Origin of the sequence: Fictibacillus terranigra (assembly GCF_030412265.1) — a bacterium.
Classification (GTDB): domain Bacteria; phylum Bacillota; class Bacilli; order Bacillales; family Fictibacillaceae; genus Fictibacillus_C; species Fictibacillus_C terrinigri.
In genome coordinates this window covers 406384-424423 of sequence record NZ_JAUHLN010000001.1, presented here as the reverse complement: position 1 = coordinate 424423, position 18040 = coordinate 406384, and the positions used below count along the sequence as shown (strand labels likewise).

Annotated in this window: 15 protein-coding genes and 1 other annotated feature; of the genes, 8 read left to right on the top strand and 7 right to left on the bottom strand. The window is 44.9% G+C overall.

Annotated elements, in window-relative coordinates; genetic code table 11:
* Nucleotides 1-14 precede the first annotated feature (14 nt).
* Nucleotides 15-461, top strand: coding sequence for a hypothetical protein (locus tag QYF49_RS02140; RefSeq protein WP_290397985.1), 447 nt, complete (start codon nucleotides 15-17; stop codon nucleotides 459-461).
* 40 nt (nucleotides 462-501) lie between these two features.
* On the opposite strand, the gene QYF49_RS02135 is transcribed toward QYF49_RS02140, so the two are convergent.
* The gene (locus QYF49_RS02135; RefSeq protein ID WP_290397984.1) at nucleotides 502-1200 is read right to left on the bottom strand and encodes a polysaccharide deacetylase family protein; all 699 of its coding nucleotides are present in this window, start codon (nucleotides 1198-1200) and stop codon (nucleotides 502-504) included.
* 112 nt (nucleotides 1201-1312) lie between these two features.
* Here QYF49_RS02135 and QYF49_RS02130 point away from each other — a divergent pair, with 112 nt between their 5' ends.
* The 3 genes from QYF49_RS02130 to mngB all read left to right on the top strand — a co-directional run bounded on the left by QYF49_RS02130 (nucleotide 1313) and on the right by mngB (nucleotide 6763).
* Complete coding sequence (locus QYF49_RS02130; RefSeq protein WP_290397983.1) at nucleotides 1313-2044, top strand: MurR/RpiR family transcriptional regulator; 732 nt, start codon at nucleotides 1313-1315, stop codon at nucleotides 2042-2044.
* A gap of 154 nt (nucleotides 2045-2198) precedes the next feature.
* Nucleotides 2199-4121, top strand: a complete 1923-nt coding sequence (gene mngA / locus QYF49_RS02125) for a PTS 2-O-a-mannosyl-D-glycerate transporter subunit IIABC (protein WP_290397982.1) — start codon at nucleotides 2199-2201, stop codon at nucleotides 4119-4121.
* Nucleotides 4122-4153: 32 nt separating this feature from the next.
* Nucleotides 4154-6763, top strand: coding sequence for a mannosylglycerate hydrolase (mngB, locus tag QYF49_RS02120; RefSeq protein WP_290397981.1), 2610 nt, complete (start codon nucleotides 4154-4156; stop codon nucleotides 6761-6763).
* Nucleotides 6764-7089: 326 nt separating this feature from the next.
* Here the strand turns inward: mngB and poxB are convergent, their stop codons facing one another.
* On the bottom strand, nucleotides 7090-8814 hold the full coding sequence (gene poxB / locus QYF49_RS02115) for a ubiquinone-dependent pyruvate dehydrogenase (protein ID WP_290397980.1): 1725 nt from the start codon (nucleotides 8812-8814) through the stop codon (nucleotides 7090-7092).
* 284 nt (nucleotides 8815-9098) lie between these two features.
* On the opposite strand from poxB, the gene QYF49_RS02110 reads away from it, so the two are divergent.
* From QYF49_RS02110 to QYF49_RS02095, 4 genes are all read left to right on the top strand, one after another.
* Nucleotides 9099-9428 (top strand): NlpC/P60 family protein, encoded by a 330-nt coding sequence (locus QYF49_RS02110; RefSeq protein ID WP_290397979.1) that lies wholly within the window; start codon nucleotides 9099-9101, stop codon nucleotides 9426-9428.
* A 30-nt stretch (nucleotides 9429-9458) separates the two neighbouring features.
* On the top strand, nucleotides 9459-10355 hold the full coding sequence (locus tag QYF49_RS02105; RefSeq protein ID WP_290397978.1) for a PdaC/SigV domain-containing protein: 897 nt from the start codon (nucleotides 9459-9461) through the stop codon (nucleotides 10353-10355).
* Between the two features lie 118 nt (nucleotides 10356-10473).
* The gene (locus QYF49_RS02100; protein ID WP_290397977.1) at nucleotides 10474-10827 is read left to right on the top strand and encodes a VOC family protein; all 354 of its coding nucleotides are present in this window, start codon (nucleotides 10474-10476) and stop codon (nucleotides 10825-10827) included.
* A 137-nt stretch (nucleotides 10828-10964) separates the two neighbouring features.
* Nucleotides 10965-11627, top strand: coding sequence for a TrkA C-terminal domain-containing protein (locus tag QYF49_RS02095; RefSeq protein ID WP_290397976.1), 663 nt, complete (start codon nucleotides 10965-10967; stop codon nucleotides 11625-11627).
* On the opposite strand, the gene QYF49_RS02090 is transcribed toward QYF49_RS02095, so the two are convergent.
* The 5 genes from QYF49_RS02090 to QYF49_RS02070 form a co-directional block, all read right to left on the bottom strand.
* Nucleotides 11624-13057, bottom strand: coding sequence for a magnesium transporter CorA family protein (locus tag QYF49_RS02090; protein ID WP_290397975.1), 1434 nt, complete (start codon nucleotides 13055-13057; stop codon nucleotides 11624-11626). The genes QYF49_RS02095 and QYF49_RS02090 overlap by 4 nt on opposite strands.
* A 121-nt stretch (nucleotides 13058-13178) precedes the next feature.
* Complete coding sequence (ilvA, locus tag QYF49_RS02085; protein WP_290397974.1) at nucleotides 13179-14450, bottom strand: threonine ammonia-lyase IlvA; 1272 nt, start codon at nucleotides 14448-14450, stop codon at nucleotides 13179-13181.
* A 72-nt stretch (nucleotides 14451-14522) separates the two neighbouring features.
* Nucleotides 14523-14747 (bottom strand) — a binding site (T-box leader).
* 318 nt (nucleotides 14748-15065) lie between these two features.
* On the bottom strand, nucleotides 15066-15854 hold the full coding sequence (locus tag QYF49_RS02080) for an arylamine N-acetyltransferase family protein (RefSeq protein WP_290397973.1): 789 nt from the start codon (nucleotides 15852-15854) through the stop codon (nucleotides 15066-15068).
* Between the two features lie 92 nt (nucleotides 15855-15946).
* The gene (locus tag QYF49_RS02075; protein WP_290397972.1) at nucleotides 15947-16915 is read right to left on the bottom strand and encodes a Gfo/Idh/MocA family protein; all 969 of its coding nucleotides are present in this window, start codon (nucleotides 16913-16915) and stop codon (nucleotides 15947-15949) included.
* Complete coding sequence (locus QYF49_RS02070; RefSeq protein WP_290397971.1) at nucleotides 16912-17868, bottom strand: Gfo/Idh/MocA family protein; 957 nt, start codon at nucleotides 17866-17868, stop codon at nucleotides 16912-16914. The genes QYF49_RS02075 and QYF49_RS02070 overlap by 4 nt, the downstream gene beginning before the upstream one ends.
* Between the last annotated feature and the right edge of the window lie 172 nt (nucleotides 17869-18040).

Genomic DNA, 18040 nt, shown 5'->3' with positions numbered 1-18040 from the left:
GGGGGAACAGCAGAATGTTCAATTATAAATTAAGAGAACAGTTTCTTTTTGTCGCCAGTGACGAAACTATTGCTTGTATTTTAAAAGAGCTTGAGGACCTAGGCGGAAACATTACGGCTTTTGAACAGACACGTGCGGCGGGAAACAGGAATTTCCTGAATACAGTGAGGCTGGTCGCTGGAAGTGCTGAAGATAAAAGCTGCGAGGATCTTTGGAACCTGAAAAAGATCCTCAAAAAGTTTAGTGTATGCTATAGGCAGAAAACCATCATTCAATTTATTTTGACACCAGGCATACCTGGTCAGATTAGTGCGATTTACCATCTGCTCTGGTGCAGAGTATGTATTAATTCCATCTACATCGGAGAAGACAACACCTTATATATGGCCGTGTCAGATATTGAAAAGGCACATCGTATTCTATCCAATCCAAACAGCAAGCCTTGCCGAAAAATGGACTAAATATCAAAAGGCACAACCCTCGGGTTGTGCCTTTTGCTTTTTACCCGTACTTCTGGAGCTCGTTCACCGTCACGAACTTATAGCCCTTTTTGGATAACACGTCCAATGTCTTCTCTATCGATTCCAGCTCATTGCCGGATCTGTCGTACATCGGATGGAACAGTATGATCGAGCCCGGTTTCACATTTTTGGTGACATAACGGACTTTATCCGAGACGGCCGTATAGTATGTATCTGGTTCAAGGTTCCATGTGATCGTATCCATATTGAGTTTGTTCGTGTAATAAGGCAGTCCGATCAGTTTCTTGCCGTTGGGCGGCCGGAAGTCGATCGTCCCCTCGTACCCTGTCTGGCGGATCAGCGCATTTGTTTTCTTCAGCTCCTGCTTGATAAAGGACGGTGACTTGAGCACCATCCGCTTGTGGGAATAGGTGTGATTGCCGATCTGATGGCCGGCTTTTGCAATCCTCTTCCCTTCTGCCATATTCTTCTCAAGTTCATTTCCGATCAGAAAAAAGGTCCCTTTGGCGTGGTATCGTTCGAGAATCGGCAGCAGCTTGTCCACATTCATTGTCGGGCCGTCATCAAACGTGATCGCAACTACTTTTTGCTTGGTTTCCACATGGCTTGTCAACCCGCTGAACAGCTGGAAATTGCGGGCGTTCATTAATTTATAGGTGCCTGCCAATACGAGAAAAAGAATCAGAAACACCATTAGAATACGTATATATTTTTTCATTGGCGACCTCGGGTGTTTTATATATTTTTCTCCATTATACCAAATGGAATTGAGAGTTGATCGCGTTTGATATAATGAGATATAAAAAGTCAGGATGGCAGGTGAATCCGTCATGCGCTTTGAGGAACGGGCTTATAAATACGAATACAAGCTAAGCGACACAGACGACCAAATCATAGAATACATTTCACATCATAAGAACAAAGTGGTGAGTTTATCCATACAGGCATTAGCAGCCGAACTGTTCACAGTCCCCAATACGATCACTCGCTTTGCGAAAAAGCTGGGTTATGACGGCTACTCCCAACTGAAAAATAACCTTAAAGAGGAATTACAAAGTGAAACTGTACAAGAAAACGGACCCCATGTGAATCTGAAAAAGACCATTGACCTGATTGATTCAGAAAAACTCGTTCAAGTCATTAAATGGCTGCAGGAAGCAAAAAGAGTGCTCTTTTTCGGCGTTGGCGATACAGCACCCTTTTGCGAGATGATGGTGAAAAATCTGAAGGTATCAGGAAAGAAAGCAGATTTTGAAATACATCGCCATGAGACCATGCATGAAATTAATCGGATGGAAACAGACGATGTTCTGTTTTTGATCAGTTTATCCGGTGAGACGCCGCAAGTACTTGAGATGGCGGCGCTTGCCCGAGAAAGAAATGTGAAAATTATTTCCCTCACCCATTTCAAACAGACCTCTCTGCATAGGTTAGCTCATCTTCACTTATATTGCTACGCTCCAAGAGAAGAGCTAAACGGCTATAACATTACAGACCGAACGCCCATTATGATCATACTGAGGGCCCTGTCAGAAACTTACTGGAAGGCTAATCAAAACTAGGTTCAATACCGACAAGACATCTGTGTATAATTACACATGAAAGCGCTATTTTTTAAAAACCCAGTGTACAAATAAGAAGAAAAATTCTTCTTATTTTTTTTATGCTAGTATGAAGGCACATTACGAAAGAACCAAGATAAGGGAGGTTCCATTCATGTTGCTGCAGAGGCTTACTTCTCCAAATTTAATCAGTACAAAACAAGCCTTTCATTCCAAAGATGAAATGATCAAATATATGGTTGACAGGCTGGACGAGCAAGGCAAACTCCATTCTAAAGAAGAATTTTACCAGGCAGTAATGGACCGGGAGGCTTTATCCCCTACTGGATTTGAAGGCGGTTTAGCCATTCCGCACGGAAAATCAACGGCGGTAAAAGAGGCCGCCTTCGCTGTTATTACACTGGACGAGCCGATCAAAACATGGGAGAGCATCGATCCGTCCAATGAAGTGGAATTGGTCTTTTTACTGGCGATTCCTGAAACGGAGGCAGGCTCTACTCACCTTTCGCTTTTAGCTGAACTCGTGACCCGTTTATCGAATGAAGAGTATAAGAACGAGCTGCTTCACTCCACATCCAATCATGATCTCTTTCAAAAACTCGATCCACAAAGAGAGCCAAAAACAGCGGATCAGCAAGGACAAAGCCTCAGCAAGACCATTCTTGCCGTTACCGCCTGCCCAGCAGGCATTGCACATACGTACATGGCTGCTGAAGCCCTGGTCAAGGCCGGAAACGAACTTGGCGTAAACGTGATCGTTGAGAAGCAAGGCGCCAACGGTATTGACGGCAAACACACCCATGCTCAGTTGCAGCAAGCCCATGCTGTCATTTTTGCAACGGATGTAGCAGTCAAAGATGAAATACGATACAGCCACCTGCCAAAGGTGAAAACTTCTGTTGCTGCCCCGCTTAAAAAGGCAAAGGATATTGTCAATCAAGCGCTGGCTAAATCTGAAAGCGGTAACAGAAAGGAGTTCTCTCTTGAAACAAAAGAAAATGACAGCAAGGGCTTTAAAACAGAGATCAAGGACTCCATCTTAACTGGTATCTCCTACATTATTCCGGTCATCGTTGCCGGGGGAATGACACTCGCTGCAGCTGTACTGTTTTCTCAGGCCTTTGATCTGCAGGGCCTCTTCAACGAGGAAGGATCATGGCTCTGGCTGTTAAGACAGCTTGGGGGAACATTGCTTGGAACAATGATGGTTCCCATTCTATCAGCCTACATGGCCTATTCCATTTCCGATAAACCTGCACTGGGCCCCGGGTTCGCTGCAGGGATTGCCGCCAACTTGATCGGCAGTGGTTTTCTCGGAGGTATGCTAGGCGGAATCTTGGCTGGTTATTTCATAAAATTCCTGAAGAATACGGTCAAACCTAAAGGGACGTTCGCTGGTTTTATCAGCTTCTGGCTGTATCCCGTCGTCGGAACGCTCGTCGTTGGATCGATCATGCTTTTTGTTATCGGCAAGCCATTGGCTTTTGTCAACGAAGGTCTGATCGACTGGCTGAAAGGCATGTCTGGCACAAACGCCTTGATTATGGGTGCCATCATCGGTGCCATGGTTTCCTTTGATCTGGGAGGACCCGTGAATAAAGCAGCTTACACGTTCTGTATTGGCGCGATGGCCAGCGGTAACATTGTCCCATATGCAACGTTCGCCTCTGTCAAAATGGTCTCCGCGTTTTCGGTAACAGGGGCAACCATTCTCGGAAAAAAACATTTTACAAAAGCCGAACAGGAAATCGGAAAGCAAACCTGGCTGCTCGGCTTAGCGGGGATTACGGAAGGAGCCATTCCGTTTATGATCAATGATCCTTTACGCGTCATTCCGTCATTGATTGCTGGATCTGCCGTTACAGGAGCCATCGTTTCCTACTTCCACATCGGATTAAATGTACCGGGCGCAGGCATCTTCTCTCTTGCTTTATTAAAAGGGCAGCCATTACTTGCAGCTGGCGGCATCTGGTTTGGAGCAGCTCTTATCGGAGGAGCCATCTCAATGGTTTTATTGATCGCAACCCGGCAAAGAAAAATGCGAAAAGAGAAACAGTCATCACAAGCTGCGGCTTAATGTGAAATCAAAAGAGAAAATTGGAGGACATCATGAAAAACGTTCATATCGTTCCCCATATGCATTGGGATAGAGAGTGGTATTTTTCAACGGAGGAATCTCGAATATTGCTTGTCAACAACATGGAAGAAATCCTGGAGATGCTCGAAACGAATCCTGAGTATCCCCACTATGTTCTGGACGGACAGACTGCCATACTCGAAGACTATTTCGCCATCAAACCCGAGAACAAAGATCGAGTGAAAAAACTTGTTCAGGAAGGCAGGCTGATTATCGGACCGTGGTATACCCAAACAGATGAAATGGTGGTAGGTGGAGAATCCATCGTCCGCAATCTCCTCTATGGACTGAAGGATTGCGAAGAATTAGGGAGTCCGATGATGATCGGCTATCTGCCCGATTCATTCGGACAATCGTCACAAATGCCACAGATCTTAAACGGCTTTGACATTAAGTACTCTATTTTCTGGCGGGGAACTTCTGAGCGCCACGGTACGGATAAAACAGAATTTTATTGGGAGACAGACGAAGGTTCAAAGGTCCTCGTTCAGTTGTTTCCACTGGGCTATGCCATCGGTAAATATTTGCCTGAGGATGAGGAGAAGCTTCAGGAACGTATCAATAAATATTTCGCCGTACTGGATCGCGGAGCAACAACCGGGAACATCATACTGCCAAACGGACATGACCAGATGCCGATTCAGAAGAATATCTTTACGATTATGGAAAAACTGCGAAAGCTATATCCAGACCGTGAATTCTTTTTAAGCCGCTATGAAAATATTTTTGCGGAGCTTGAAAGAAATCAAGAACTTCCAACGTTAACAGGCGAATTCCTGGACGGAAAATATTCCCGTGTTCACCGCAGCATCTACTCTACCCGCATGGACATCAAGGCAGCCAATACCAGGATTGAGAACAAGATCACCAATATTTTAGAACCGCTCGCTTCCCTGGCATACAGTCTTGGCTTTGAGTATCATCACGGGCTGATCGAGCCGATCTGGAAAGAGATCATGAAGAACCATGCTCACGACAGTATCGGATGCTGCTGCTCGGACAAGGTGCATCAGGAAATATCCAACCGTTTTTTCCTTGCAGAGGAAAAAGTCGACCAGCTCATTCACTTTTATAAACGCAAGATTGTGGATTCAATGGCTACAGAAACGGAACAGGACCGCCTTTCCGCTTTCAACCTGCTGCCATATGAGCGCGAGGATGTGATGACTGCCAGTGTCATTTCGAAACTGGGCTCCTTTAAACTGGTGGATGAAAATAATGCTGAGCTGGAATTTGAGGTTCTGGACCAGAAAATTATGGATCCGGGCTTAATCGACCGCCAAATCGTTCATTATGGAAACTATGATCCTTTTATCAAGTACACCATTCAATTGAAAGACCGTATTCCAGCCATGGGATATAAAACATATTTTGTGACGGAAAGTGACACGGAAGTGAGAAGCTCTGAATCTGCAGTCGATCAAGTGGAAACGGACTTTTATAAAATCACCGTCAATCCGAACGGAACACTAAATATTTTCGATAAAAAACTAAACAAGCGTTTCAGTAATATCCTGATGCTGGAGGATGGCGGAGATGACGGTGATGAGTACGACTTCTCCCCCCTGCCAGACGAAAAGCTGATCTACAGTGATAAAGCAAAAGCGGATGTGAATATTAAACAGAATCAATTTGAAGCTGTTATTACCATTCGATACAGCCTGACTGTTCCGGAAAACCTGGACGATCGAAAGAACCTGTTGGCAAACAGCTCTGTTGATGTTCAGATCACTGTAACGGTTGCTCATCATAAGCCGATCATTGAGGTCGCTTTTGATATCGATAACCATGCAAAAGATCATCGGTTGAGAGCGCTGATTCCAACGGGCATTGCTTCCTCCTTCTCTGTTTCCGATAATCAATTTGGATCAATTACGCGCCATGTTATCGATGAAGCGATGGATATTTGGGAAGAGGAAGACTGGGACGAACGTCCTGACAGCATTTATCCGATGCTGACATATGCTGGTTTATCGGACAAGGAATACGGCGTGAGTCTTTTGACAAACAGCTCGCGGGAATATGAAATTGTCGGTGAGGAGTATGACACCATTGCGGTAACACTGTTTAGAAGTGTGGGTGTTCTCGGAAAGGAAAATATGCTGAGAAGGCCAGGACGTCCTTCTGGTATTAAACTTCCGACACCTGACTCACAATTGCTTGGGAGGATTTCTTTGGACTTCTCACTTGTGATTCATTCAGACTCTACGCTGAAAGCAAATGTGGCACGAATGGCGAAAGAGTATCTCACACCGATCCATTTCTATAACAAGATCCCGTTCAACGCCATGAAGCTGAACAACGCAGAAATAAAAACTCCGCTCAGCTACAGCTTCTTAAACGAGGTACAGCCTGGTGCCGTGCTGAGCACGCTGAAAAAAGCAGAAAAAGAAGATCGCTATGTGCTGCGATTTTACAATGCAACGGACGAAGAAATCTCCGCGTCTTTTGAAGCACGGCATGCTGTGGAAGAAGCACAGTTGGCCAATTTGAATGAACAGCCGATGAAACTTCTAAAAGTACAAAACAACACGTTTGGAACTCGGGTTCGAACTAATCAAGTAAGAACAATTCTATTTTAAACACGAAAAAGGCCTCTGATGGGGCCTTTTCATTTGGGTGAAAGCTGCCAGACGCAGCAGCTGGTTCGTTGGAAGTTCATGTAAATGAAAGTTTTCATTAGAACAGGTTTCAAACCAGAATAATTCCGATAGTAAATGAGCGGAAAAGCCATGCCAAATACAGATAAAATCAGAGTTCCAGCCATCACCGAGTTAAATCCTGTAACCAAAATATGCGAAGCCATAGTATTTGCTCTTATCCGCTTGCCTTACAAAGCAATAGTACGTCTAACAAGCACTCTTAAATATAAATAAAAAACACTCTGCATGCCACTTGTTCATAAAAGCTATCTAAACAGATTCGTCTTCGCCAGCTCGATCAGTTCGTCTCCCTTGCCGTTGAGCACGGTTTTGAGCATCCAGAGCGTGAATCCATGCGCCTGTTCGAACTCAATTTTTGGCGGAAGCGCAAGCTCCTGGCGGTTGACGACCACATCAAGGAGGACGGGGCCTTTATGTTTAAACGCTTGTTTAACGGCACCCTCCAGGTCACCCGGATCCTCGACACGGATACCGTGGATCCCCATTCCTTCCGCGATGGCGGCATAACTGGTTTGTCCAAGGCCTGTACCGGTTTCCAAATATCCCGCCGCTTTCATTTCCAGCTCAACAAAGGCCAGTGACTCATTGTTGAACACCACCACTTTTACCGGCAATTGATGCTGCTTGATCGTCAAAAGATCACCCATCAGCATGGAGAGTCCGCCATCTCCGGAAAGAGCGACGACTTGCTTCTTTCTTTGTGAGACCTGTGCCCCTATCGCTTGCGGCATGGCATTAGCCATCGTGCCATGATTGAACGATCCTAACAGCCGGCGTTTGCCGTTCATCTCCAAGTAACGAGCCGCCCATAAGGTTGGGCTCCCCACATCACAAGTAAAAACCGCATCCTCGTCAGCAAGGTCACTGACCACTTTTGTTAAATATTGCGGATGAATCGGTGCTTTGCCTTTTTTCCCGGTGGCCAGCTTGTCCAAGTCTTTGCGCACTTTCGCATAGTCCTTCACATGCTTGTCCAGGTGACTCGTGCTTTTCCTCACTTTTATTAACGGGAGCAGTGACTCGACTGTATGCCTGACATCCCCGCATAATCCATACGTTAAGGCAGCCCTTCGTCCAAGGTGCTCCGCCCGGATATCAACCTGTAAAATAACGGCTTTTTCCGGGAAGAACTGCCGATACGGAAAATCAGTCCCAAGCATGAGCAGCACATCGCAGTCCATCATCGCATGATAACCGGACGAATACCCGATGAGCCCCGTCAGTCCGACAGAATAAGGATTGTCATACTCGAGGTGCTCCTTCCCTCTGAGCGCGATGACCATTGGAGATTTCAGCGCGTCACATAAGGCCATCACCTCAGTATGCGCACCTTCACATCCCGCTCCGCATAACAACGTTACCTTCTTTCCTTTGTTCAAGTAATCCGCAAGCTTCTGCAACTCGTTTTCTGATGGACGAATCACCGGCTCTGTTACATGAATCACTTGTTCCGGCACCTTCTGTTCGTCATGAAGGGAAGCCACATCACCCGGCAATATGATCACTGAAACGCCTTTTTTGCCGATCGCGTGCTGCATCGCCATCGTGACCATGCGCGGCATCTGTTCCGGACGAGTAAGCACCTCGCAGTAATGGCTGCAATCTCTGAACAGCATTTCTGGACGGGTCTGCTGAAAATAATCTCCGCCAAGCTCATTGCTTGGAATGTGCGCCGCAATAGCGAGCACCGGGATCCGGTTGCGATGGCAGTCGTAAAGTCCGTTGATCAGATGGAGGTTCCCTGGACCGCTGCTACCCGCACAGACGGCGATACTATTGCTTAAAACGGCATCCGAGCCCGCAGCAAAGGCCGCGACCTCTTCATGACGGACCGAGATCCATTCAATTTTTCCCGACCGGCGAATGGAGTCCAGCACCGCATTCAATGAATCGCCCACAATCCCGTAAATTCGCTCAATTCCAGCGTGTCTTAACGAATCGACCAATAGATCAGCGACGGTTTTCTTCATTATGTAGTCTCCTTTTTCAGTTACTGCCTCAATTACACAAATACTTCCATATTGTCCCTTGTATAGTTAGGAATATTCGGGAGTTTGAGCCATTCCCTAAAAATTTTTACCCGCTCGTGTGCTGGCGGAAACCTCAGTTTCGTACGACTATGACGATTCGCCCAGAAATTCTGTATGGCTCATTTTTGGAAAAATAGTCTAAAATACCTGTTGTAATTTCACTGTAACCTTTGTAACATAAATGTAATATAACGATCGTCCCTTTGGATTACATAAAAGGTTCATTGGAGGAACGTAATCAAAAAAGGTTAGTCGTTTCCGTATCAGCCGCATCACTCATCCTGCCAGCAGGGTTTGAGACGCAGGCTGCCGCGGGAACTCAAGCCAAAACTCAATTCCAGGCACAGGCTAATCCCGTTCAGCTGTTCATCTCAACTAAAAAAGGCGATTTAGTATTCTTTGATCTCAACAGCAAAAAGAAACCTTCCTTTGCTGGAATCTACAGTGGAGGCAGCCAAGTCATCGCTGCAGCATCAAAGGGTGTTAAATCGATTAACATAAAAGACGCTTATTGGAAGACAAAAGTGATCAGCGCAAAACGCGTCATCAACTAGTGTTAAAAAATAAATGAAGGGTGTCATGTAATGATGAAAAAATCAATCTTCCGCTTCACCATGCTTGCAATCGCGCTTGCTTTGATTGCTTCCGTATTTTTTGTGAATAGCGAGGCAAAGGCCGCATCCGTACAGACCGCGTTTGTTAGTGTTAAAACAACATTAAATGTCCGAAACGCTCCAAGCGTAAATGCCAAAATCGTCGGCTCTTTAAAATCCGGTGCGACGGTGTCCGTTTATTCAAAAACCAAATCCGGCTGGTCTGAGATCCGCTATAAAAGCAAGAAGGCCTATGTCTCTACCAAGTATCTGAAATTTTTTAACGGTGTAACGATCAGTAAACATCTATATAAAAATACGAAGGCTGTAACCTATCCTCAAGTGGCCGGACTAAAAAGCAAAAAAGCTCAGGATAAAATCAACGCTGTACTGCTGAGCCATGCCAAAGCATCATACAATGAATACCTTCAGTTGCTGAAAGACGAAAAAGAGGCACAGGGAGATAAAATATGCAAGGAGTATCCTTCCTCCTGCAACTATGAATACCAATCCAGCTATTCCGTTAAATATAATGATGGCAAGCAGCTGAGTGTTCTTTTCCAGGACTATCAATATACTGGCGGTGCGCACGGGATGTCATCCCTCGAAGGATATAATTTTACGGTCAGCGACGGCAAGGAAATTAAACTGAGCAGCATTCTTACAAGTGATGCGAAATACAAAGCTGTACAGAAATATGCGTATAACTATATGAAACAGCATAAAGATACTTTTTATGTCACCCGTCAAAGTGATGTAAATATTAAACGTGATGCGGAGTTTTACTTTAATTTTAATGGTATTACTTTGAAATTCGGCGAGTACTCGGTTGCCCCTTATGCAGCTGGAACTCCTGCCGTGGACATACCTTTGTCCGTTTACAAATAAGCAGAATCCAGGAGAAGGGACCCCCTTCTCCTTTTTTCATTTTCCTTCAACCAGAAGGAGGATCCGAAAAAAAGGGGAATGTACTACATGAACGAAAAAAAGATTTGGAGGTTTCTTTTTGAACAGTCCTATTTTAAATCAAATCGGAACGGTCTTTATTCCTGTAAACAACATTGAACACGCTCGGGATTGGTATTGTGATCTTTTAGGTTTACCGGCAGATGGGGAAATACTGTTCGGCCATCTTTATATCCTGCCGATGAAGGGTGCGGGGATTGTATTGGACAGCAAGATCTTTTCAGAAGAAACGATTGTGAACACACCCTTATTCCATTTCAATACGGACAATATTGAGGAAGCCTACGAGTATATGAAAAGCAAGAAAGTCCAGTTAACAACTGAAATCGAACATGGGCACTATTTTAATTTTAAGGACCCGGATGGAAATCATCTCATGGTCTGCAAGTGTTAAGAATGGCTAGTGTTTTGCCATTCTGAAAACGGTGAGGGGCAGCAACGGATCTCACTCCCCTCTCGCTGCCTCTTAATGATGGTTAAAATGCATGTGTACTTGGAATAATTACAGATAACATATCATTTGGAGGCATTATGGGTTATTTCTTCATTTTTTTATATCTTTTATTTGTTGCACTTGTCATTGAAATCGCTTCAACATTGCTGGTGTATACAGGACTGGAACCTGAAATTTCGAGATATCAGGTCATCTCCATGCTGACCGGTACGGGTTTTACTACGGATGAATCAAAGTTAATCATTGATCACCCGCTACGAAGGAAGATCAGCGCCTTCCTTATCCTCTTTGGCGCATTTTCACTGGCCGTGATTATCTCCTCCATCAGCAATATACTTTCTGATAATTTTCAGACAACAGAGTTAACAGTCATCTGTTCCATCCTGATCCTCCTTCTTTTCCTATTAAAATTACCTATCATAAAACAAACGTTCTCAAAAAAATTGAAAGAAGAAACGAAGGATACGTATCCTTTGTCAGAGCTGCCCATAAAGGATGTTCTTTATTTTGAAGACGATGATTATGTTACTTCCATACATATACAGGGCGATTCTCCTTTTGTCGGGCAAAAAATAGAGTCTTTGATCAAGCCCGGGGAAGACCTGCATGTCTTATCCCTCATTCGTGGGAACAGGCCCCTACGAGAAAACCTGAATAAGAAGGAGCTTCAGGATGGCGATCGTGTCATCGTTTATGGCAAAGAAGAAATCATAAATGCTAAATTCGGAGAAGAAAACTAATCCTGTCTTACTCTCCGTTTTTTTCGGACCCAATTGTATATGCTTTTCGCTCCCAGCAGAATGCCAATGATTAATCCGCTCATCGCCGTAATCAAGGCAATAGATTCAAACAATGAGTATCCAGCCATCTTGTCCCAGTTTATATCGCCTTTGAGATCTTCAATGGCGAGGTTCATTCCATAAATCCCGCTTACGACGGTATAGACAGTTAAGATTAACAACAGATAGCCGTTTCGTTCCGATGAAAAATTGGATTGATATTTAAATAAACTCGAAAGCGTGTTTCTAACATCATCATATAGTTCTTGGGTGCCAAACACCTTCCTCAACTGAACGAATAGTTCTCTGCCCTGAGTTTGAGATGCAAGTTCCAAAAAGAAATATTCAGATGAAAACCGGGTAATGGATCGAATCAAGTCTTCTACTTTCTCCCGATCGGATTCAAGTTTCACCTGTGAATATTCATTCGCTAATTTTAATAGGACAATTTTGTGAAATAAATTGAGCAGCAGACTATAATAATATTCTCCATACATTTGACTGATCAGAGAGTCCAGGACTTCTCCTTGTTGGTTGGTCAAACAGCAAAAACTGTTCCGGTCTGTAACATAGTAAGTATCCGGTTCCCAGCGGCAGTAGGTTTGTTCCTTAATATACCCTTTCAAATACCGTTTGCTGCTTGCACCGATAAATGGCTGCCCCTTTTCATCCATACCATCCAGCTGCCCAGCTCGATAAATATCGGATTCATCAATGGATTCGCCCTCTTCAAATGAAAAAAAGCCTTGAACATACATCCGCTCATCAATAAAATAGGGCAATGTTTCAAAATGGGAACCCTTGATTCCTTCCTTATCAAAATGCGGCAGGATCATGGGGGCTACTGTTTCAAAAATGAAATGTTCAACTTGATTAAAAGTACGGCCCTGGTATGAAATTTGCGATTTTTTATCCAGGGTTGTACGATCTTCCATCACTCTAAATCTGGCCGCATATTCTAAAGCCTCAGTATACGTTAAGTCATTATTTGCGATTTCTGTCCGTAAGCTTAGAAAGCCCAATCCAAATGGACAAATGATGACATCGACAGAGAGGAGAAGAAATGGAAGAGTGAAATACTCAGAGACTACCGATACTTTTTGGTCGATTGATTTGGAAAAACGCTGAAATCCCCTATCCTCCTTCCGGGTCGGGAAGAGGATTTTAGATGTAAAAGGCAAATAATAATGCTCCATATTTCTGTGGGACACCCGTTGATTTTCCCCATAGAATGCTTGTTCCAGCTGTTTATCCTCTATATTAAAATGCTGATAGTTTTCGTCCAGCAAATCATTCATCAGAGCTTGCTCATTATCCGGCTTGATCAAAAAAGGAAATATAAAATGGAATACCGCTTTGTTTAACTTTTTATCCTGAACGCTTGGATTCATGATATAACCTCTTATCTCGTTACTCGTTAGATAATGCAATTATTCCACATGAACAAACTTCTTAGACGCACAGAAATTTTGAATAAAAAAGATGACGTGCGTCCTGCACGTCATCTCCCTCCTAAATCAACAGCTGAAACAGCGTCTTGTCTTTATTCACTTCTTGATAGGCAAAGCCTTTGCGGTTCATTCGCTGGATCAGCTCCGGATAATCCTCTTTATGCTTGAGCTCGATGCCGACCAGCACCGGCCCGGTTTCTTTGTTATTTTTCTTCGTATATTCGAAGCGGTTGATATCATCATCCGGTCCCAGCACTTCATCCAAAAACTCACGAAGCGCACCGGCACGCTGCGGAAAATGAACGATGAAATAATGCTGCAAGCCCTCGTAGATCATGGAGCGTTCCTTGATCTCCTGCATGCGGCCGATATCATTATTGCCGCCGCTCACGATACAGACGACCGTTTTCCCTTTGATTTGATCAGCATACTCATCCAGAGCAGCGAGGGAAAGAGAGCCGGTCGGTTCAGCGACAATCGCGTTTTGATTGTAGAGCGAAAGCAGGGTTGAACATACTTTTCCTTCTGGTACAACAACAATGTCATCGAGGAGTTCCTGGCAGATCTCGTACGTAAGCGCCCCGACGTTTTTTACTGCCGCCCCATCAACGAACGGGTCGATGTGGTCAAGACAAACATGTTTCCCCTGCTGCATGCATTCATTCATCGCCGGAGCACCCGCCGGTTCAGCACCGATCAGCTTCGTTTGCGGAGAAACGCTCTTTAAATACGTTCCGATACCCGAAGCGAGGCCCCCGCCTCCGATCGGAACAAACAAATAATCAATGTTTTCGTCGCAGTCATTTAAAATCTCCACCGCTACCGTGCCTTGTCCGGAAATCACATCGACGTCGTCATACGGGTGGATGAACGTCCTGTTTTCGGCCTCGCTGCAGGTAATCGCCTTTTCGTACGCATCGTCAAACGTATCTCCAGCCAGAACAATCTCCACATGTTCACCGCCAAAAAATTTCACCTGATTCACCTTTTGTTTTGGCGTTGTCGTAGGCATGAAGATCTTGCCGTTGCTTTTCAGCAGGTGGCAGGAATAAGCGACACCTTGGGCATGGTTCCCGGCACTCGCGCAGGTGATGCCGTCCTCGAGTTCCCTCTGGCTCAGCTTTTTGATCCGGTTGTATGCACCACGGAGCTTGAAGGAGCGAACAACCTGCAAGTCCTCCCGCTTCAAATAGAGTTTACAGTCATACTGTGCGGACAGCAGCGGATTATACTGCAGCGGCGTATGGAGGACCACATCTTTGATTCGTTGATTGGCGATCATGATATCTTCGACGAGCACCATTTTTTGACGTTGCTGTACCTGTTCCATCATCCTCTTCCTTCCTTCATTCGTTTTTTTCAATAAAAAAACTCGTATTTTTTTCACAAAAAAAACTCGCACCCCAATAGGGACGAGTCAGCTCGCGTTACCACCCTAGTTCCGAAGCAAAAAAACTCCGGCTCTCCAGTCTAAAAGACACTATAACGGATTACCCGACAAGGCTTACTTCCCCTTTCAGCCTTGTATCTCCGAGATGATCTTCAGATAATGGTTGTTCATCGGCTCCCACCATCACCGACTCTCTGTGCAACAAAAATATTATCCTACTTTTCTCGTCATCGACTTTCGTGTTCAATTTTAAAACTAAGATTAACAGCTTCAAAATGCCAAGTCAACAAGTTTATTGTAAATTTAGAATATTCTTTTTATGTAAGCGCAACCAATTAAACTTCCGTCCCCCATCAAAGCGATTCAATTGATTGAACGTTTGAGAGAAGATCAGCTATTGCTCGACAGTACCGAGAGGATGTACCTTCCTGAATTCAGAAAACAAAACACACTGAGGCTCAGCGTTTCTCAAGCAGATGAAAAACTCATCGCCGATGGGGTAAAAAGGATCGGTCAAGGGATTCGGAAATTATTAAAAAAGCCTTTTTGATTAGGTCATTATGAATCAGGGTGTATCCCAAAATGCCCTATCGCCAGCTCTTTGAATCTTACCTTATCCACTTTTTCTTTTGTGACGTTACCATCCTCCCATTGAGTAAAAGAGGTTGGGGTCAGTGTTACGTTCCCTTGATTGGTCAGCCGGGTCATTAATGGATGTTTATTAAAGGGCGAGTTCTTGTGTTCGGAAATAATGGTTTGAATTTCATTAAATTCGGATACGTCGGTTATCGTTTTCTTGGAATCAAAGGCATACCCAATTCGCCAATCTTTATCTTTATGTCTCAATTTCAACTCAAGCACATAATCTCCATGTTCACCATTCATTTTTTTAATCCGAAATTCCCCATTATAGGAGGTTACCGTTTCTCCGGTTAAAGGGACCGACCTTAGAGGCAAATTGCCTCCAAAACCCGTATCGATTAAATACGTTCGTTCTTCGTGAGTAATAAGTATCGTTACATGAGTCCTCCCAAGGGTCTGGTACTCTTGAGCAGCAATTTCGTAAACGTCCCCCCGCGCGAGGACTGCATGAAATCCATTTTCAATCAAGAAGAAATAAAAAAGCGAATTCAACTCGTAACAAAGACCTCCCTCTTTTTTCACCAGAATTTTTTCTATTAAATTTTCTTTTGAAATGTCACGTGTTCTATTATCAATCACGCATATGTTTTCAAAAGGTATGGCCGTTGCCGTTTTTTCAAGCACTTGATCCAACGTTTCAAACGTAATATTTTCGCTTTCTGGAATGTTGAGCCTTTTACGGAATAGTTCATTTAGTTTGCTCATAAAAGATCCTCCTCGCCATTCACCTGTCATCGCTTTTTTCAGCAGAATGGAGGAGCATTTTTGCTCCTCCAACCAGCCCAAAGTATATTATATTAGATCTTTACAGCTTCATGCTCCTTCGCCGAAAGATACGCCGCTTCGACGATCTTTGTTGCCGCCACCCCGTCCCAGGCATCGGCCAGCTCCGTCGGATTTTTATGGATCGTCTCAACAAACGCATTCAGCATGTGAAGGTATTCAAAATCACCAAAGTTATGGTGAAGCGTTTTTGTACTGTTATGCTGGATGATGTTCTGGGCATACGCCTTTAAGTCGATCGCTCCTTCCGTTCCTGTGGCCCGCAGATCTATGCCTCCCCACGTCGGATACCCCTCAGGCCGCGACCAGCTCGGATCGATGTCGGCGATGATTCCATTATCAAACTCCAGCTGCACGTGGCCGACATCATCTATAGTAATGCACGGGACCAGGAACGAATCGGCCTCCGCATAGACCCGTGTCACTTCGGCCCCAGTCAGCCATCTCATCAGATCCGTGAGATGAACAATGTGATCCATCAGCGCACCCCCGCCGGACAAGTTCTTATCGATAAACCAGCCTTTCGGGCACTGACCCGGGTTCTTACCATGAAAAGCCAAAATGTCACCGATTTGTTTTTGATCGATGATCCGTTTCATTTGGACGGCCGGCGTATTAAAACGCAATGGAAAAGCAGTGGCCAGAACAGCATCCTGCTCGACCGCCTTTTTAGCCATGAGTAAGGCACTTTTAGTTGATACAGCCAATGGTTTTTCACAAAGGACGTGCTTGTACTCTTCCAATGCCGCCAGTACCAGCTCTTCATGCTTGGTGTTCTCCGAGCAGACGATCACCGCGTCGCACTCGTCCAATGCCTCTCGCAAACTGTCATAACAAATGGTGGAATGCTCTGCCGCTTTCTTCTTTCCGCGATAAGCATCATCGTCAAAGATACCCGCCAACTCCGTGCCTGGGCAAAGCTTCACGGCAGACGCGAACGCATCCAGATGGACATGGGCGGCTGATAAAATGGAGATTCTCATCGTTTGTTCAGCTCCTTCGCTAAGGAAATCGGTCGTTTTTCATGAGCAGATCGCAAGGCAAGCAGTGCAATTTTCGTACTTTCATAAGCATCCTGCAGCGTAACGGGAACCGGCCCATCGTTTCGGATACTATCAACAAAATCTCTCAGTTCAAGATACCAAGGATCATCCCGCCGCAGAACAGGAGGAACTTCAGTGGAATCGTTTTTAAGGGAAACCTTCCGGTGAACCATGAGCGGATGAATTTCTTGGCTGTTAAACGTCAACAAATCATTCTCCTGTGCGATTTCCGCTTCCTGTGCAAATCCGCCATCATACCGCCAGCTGCCTTCAATACGGCTGATCGAACCATTTTCGTGACGCAGCGTGATGAGGGCATAATAATGATCGGGATCAGTTTGGGCATAAACCCGAGTGACCGGACCGAACGCCCATCGTGCAAAGTCAATATCATGAAGGCTGAGGTCCAGGATAACCCCGCCGCTATTGCTTCGGTCAAGCGACCAGTTTTTTGCACTCACCGGCAATTGGGAGCGCCGTGAAAGCAGTGTGGAAGCCGGCTTATCAGGATCAATGCTCTCCTTAAGCTTTCGGTATTCTGGAAAATAGCGCAGCACCTGTCCGACCATCACTTTTGAGCGGCTCCGCTCTTCAAGCTCCAGCATGCGCTGGCAGTCTTCATCCGTATGCGCCATCGGTTTTTCAAGAAAAACATGCTTCCCCCTCTCCACCGCTTTTTCAAAAACATCCCGGTGCATAAAAGTAGGAAGGCAGACATCAACCACATCCGCAATCTCCAGACATCGCTCCAGATCATTATAAAAGGGAATTCCCTGTAGATCGCCGGTTCGGGTCGTCGAATAAATCCCCGCCACTTCTACATCGTTCATCTGCCGGTAGGCGTTCAGGTGAATGTCTCCGATAAAGCCGTATCCTAAAATAACAATTTTCACAGCAGGCACTCCTCTCATAGCAAAAATCAGTATGTTTTATAGATTCCCTATGCCATGATAAGAGACCTGCATGTTTTTTGTTACCTGTTTGGAAGATTACTTGCAGGTTTCTTGGCTTTACTCACGGAAACCGAAGCATTACTCGCGGTTCGACACGATTTACTAACGGAAA

What these genes read in the sequence shown, in the direction of transcription:
- QYF49_RS02140 (WP_290397985.1), top strand. Translation starts at nt 15, where the DNA reads ATGTTCAATTATAAATTAAGAGAACAGTTTCTTTTTGTCGCCAGTGAC.
- QYF49_RS02135 (WP_290397984.1), bottom strand. Translation starts at nt 1,200, where the DNA reads ATGAAAAAATATATACGTATTCTAATGGTGTTTCTGATTCTTTTTCTC.
- QYF49_RS02130 (WP_290397983.1), top strand. Translation starts at nt 1,313, where the DNA reads ATGCGCTTTGAGGAACGGGCTTATAAATACGAATACAAGCTAAGCGAC.
- mngA (WP_290397982.1), top strand. Translation starts at nt 2,199, where the DNA reads ATGTTGCTGCAGAGGCTTACTTCTCCAAATTTAATCAGTACAAAACAA.
- mngB (WP_290397981.1), top strand. Translation starts at nt 4,154, where the DNA reads ATGAAAAACGTTCATATCGTTCCCCATATGCATTGGGATAGAGAGTGG.
- poxB (WP_290397980.1), bottom strand. Translation starts at nt 8,814, where the DNA reads ATGAAGAAAACCGTCGCTGATCTATTGGTCGATTCGTTAAGACACGCT.
- QYF49_RS02105 (WP_290397978.1), top strand. Translation starts at nt 9,459, where the DNA reads ATGATGAAAAAATCAATCTTCCGCTTCACCATGCTTGCAATCGCGCTT.
- QYF49_RS02095 (WP_290397976.1), top strand. Translation starts at nt 10,965, where the DNA reads ATGGGTTATTTCTTCATTTTTTTATATCTTTTATTTGTTGCACTTGTC.
- QYF49_RS02090 (WP_290397975.1), bottom strand. Translation starts at nt 13,057, where the DNA reads ATGAATCCAAGCGTTCAGGATAAAAAGTTAAACAAAGCGGTATTCCAT.
- ilvA (WP_290397974.1), bottom strand. Translation starts at nt 14,450, where the DNA reads ATGATGGAACAGGTACAGCAACGTCAAAAAATGGTGCTCGTCGAAGAT.
- QYF49_RS02080 (WP_290397973.1), bottom strand. Translation starts at nt 15,854, where the DNA reads ATGAGCAAACTAAATGAACTATTCCGTAAAAGGCTCAACATTCCAGAA.
- QYF49_RS02075 (WP_290397972.1), bottom strand. Translation starts at nt 16,915, where the DNA reads ATGAGAATCTCCATTTTATCAGCCGCCCATGTCCATCTGGATGCGTTC.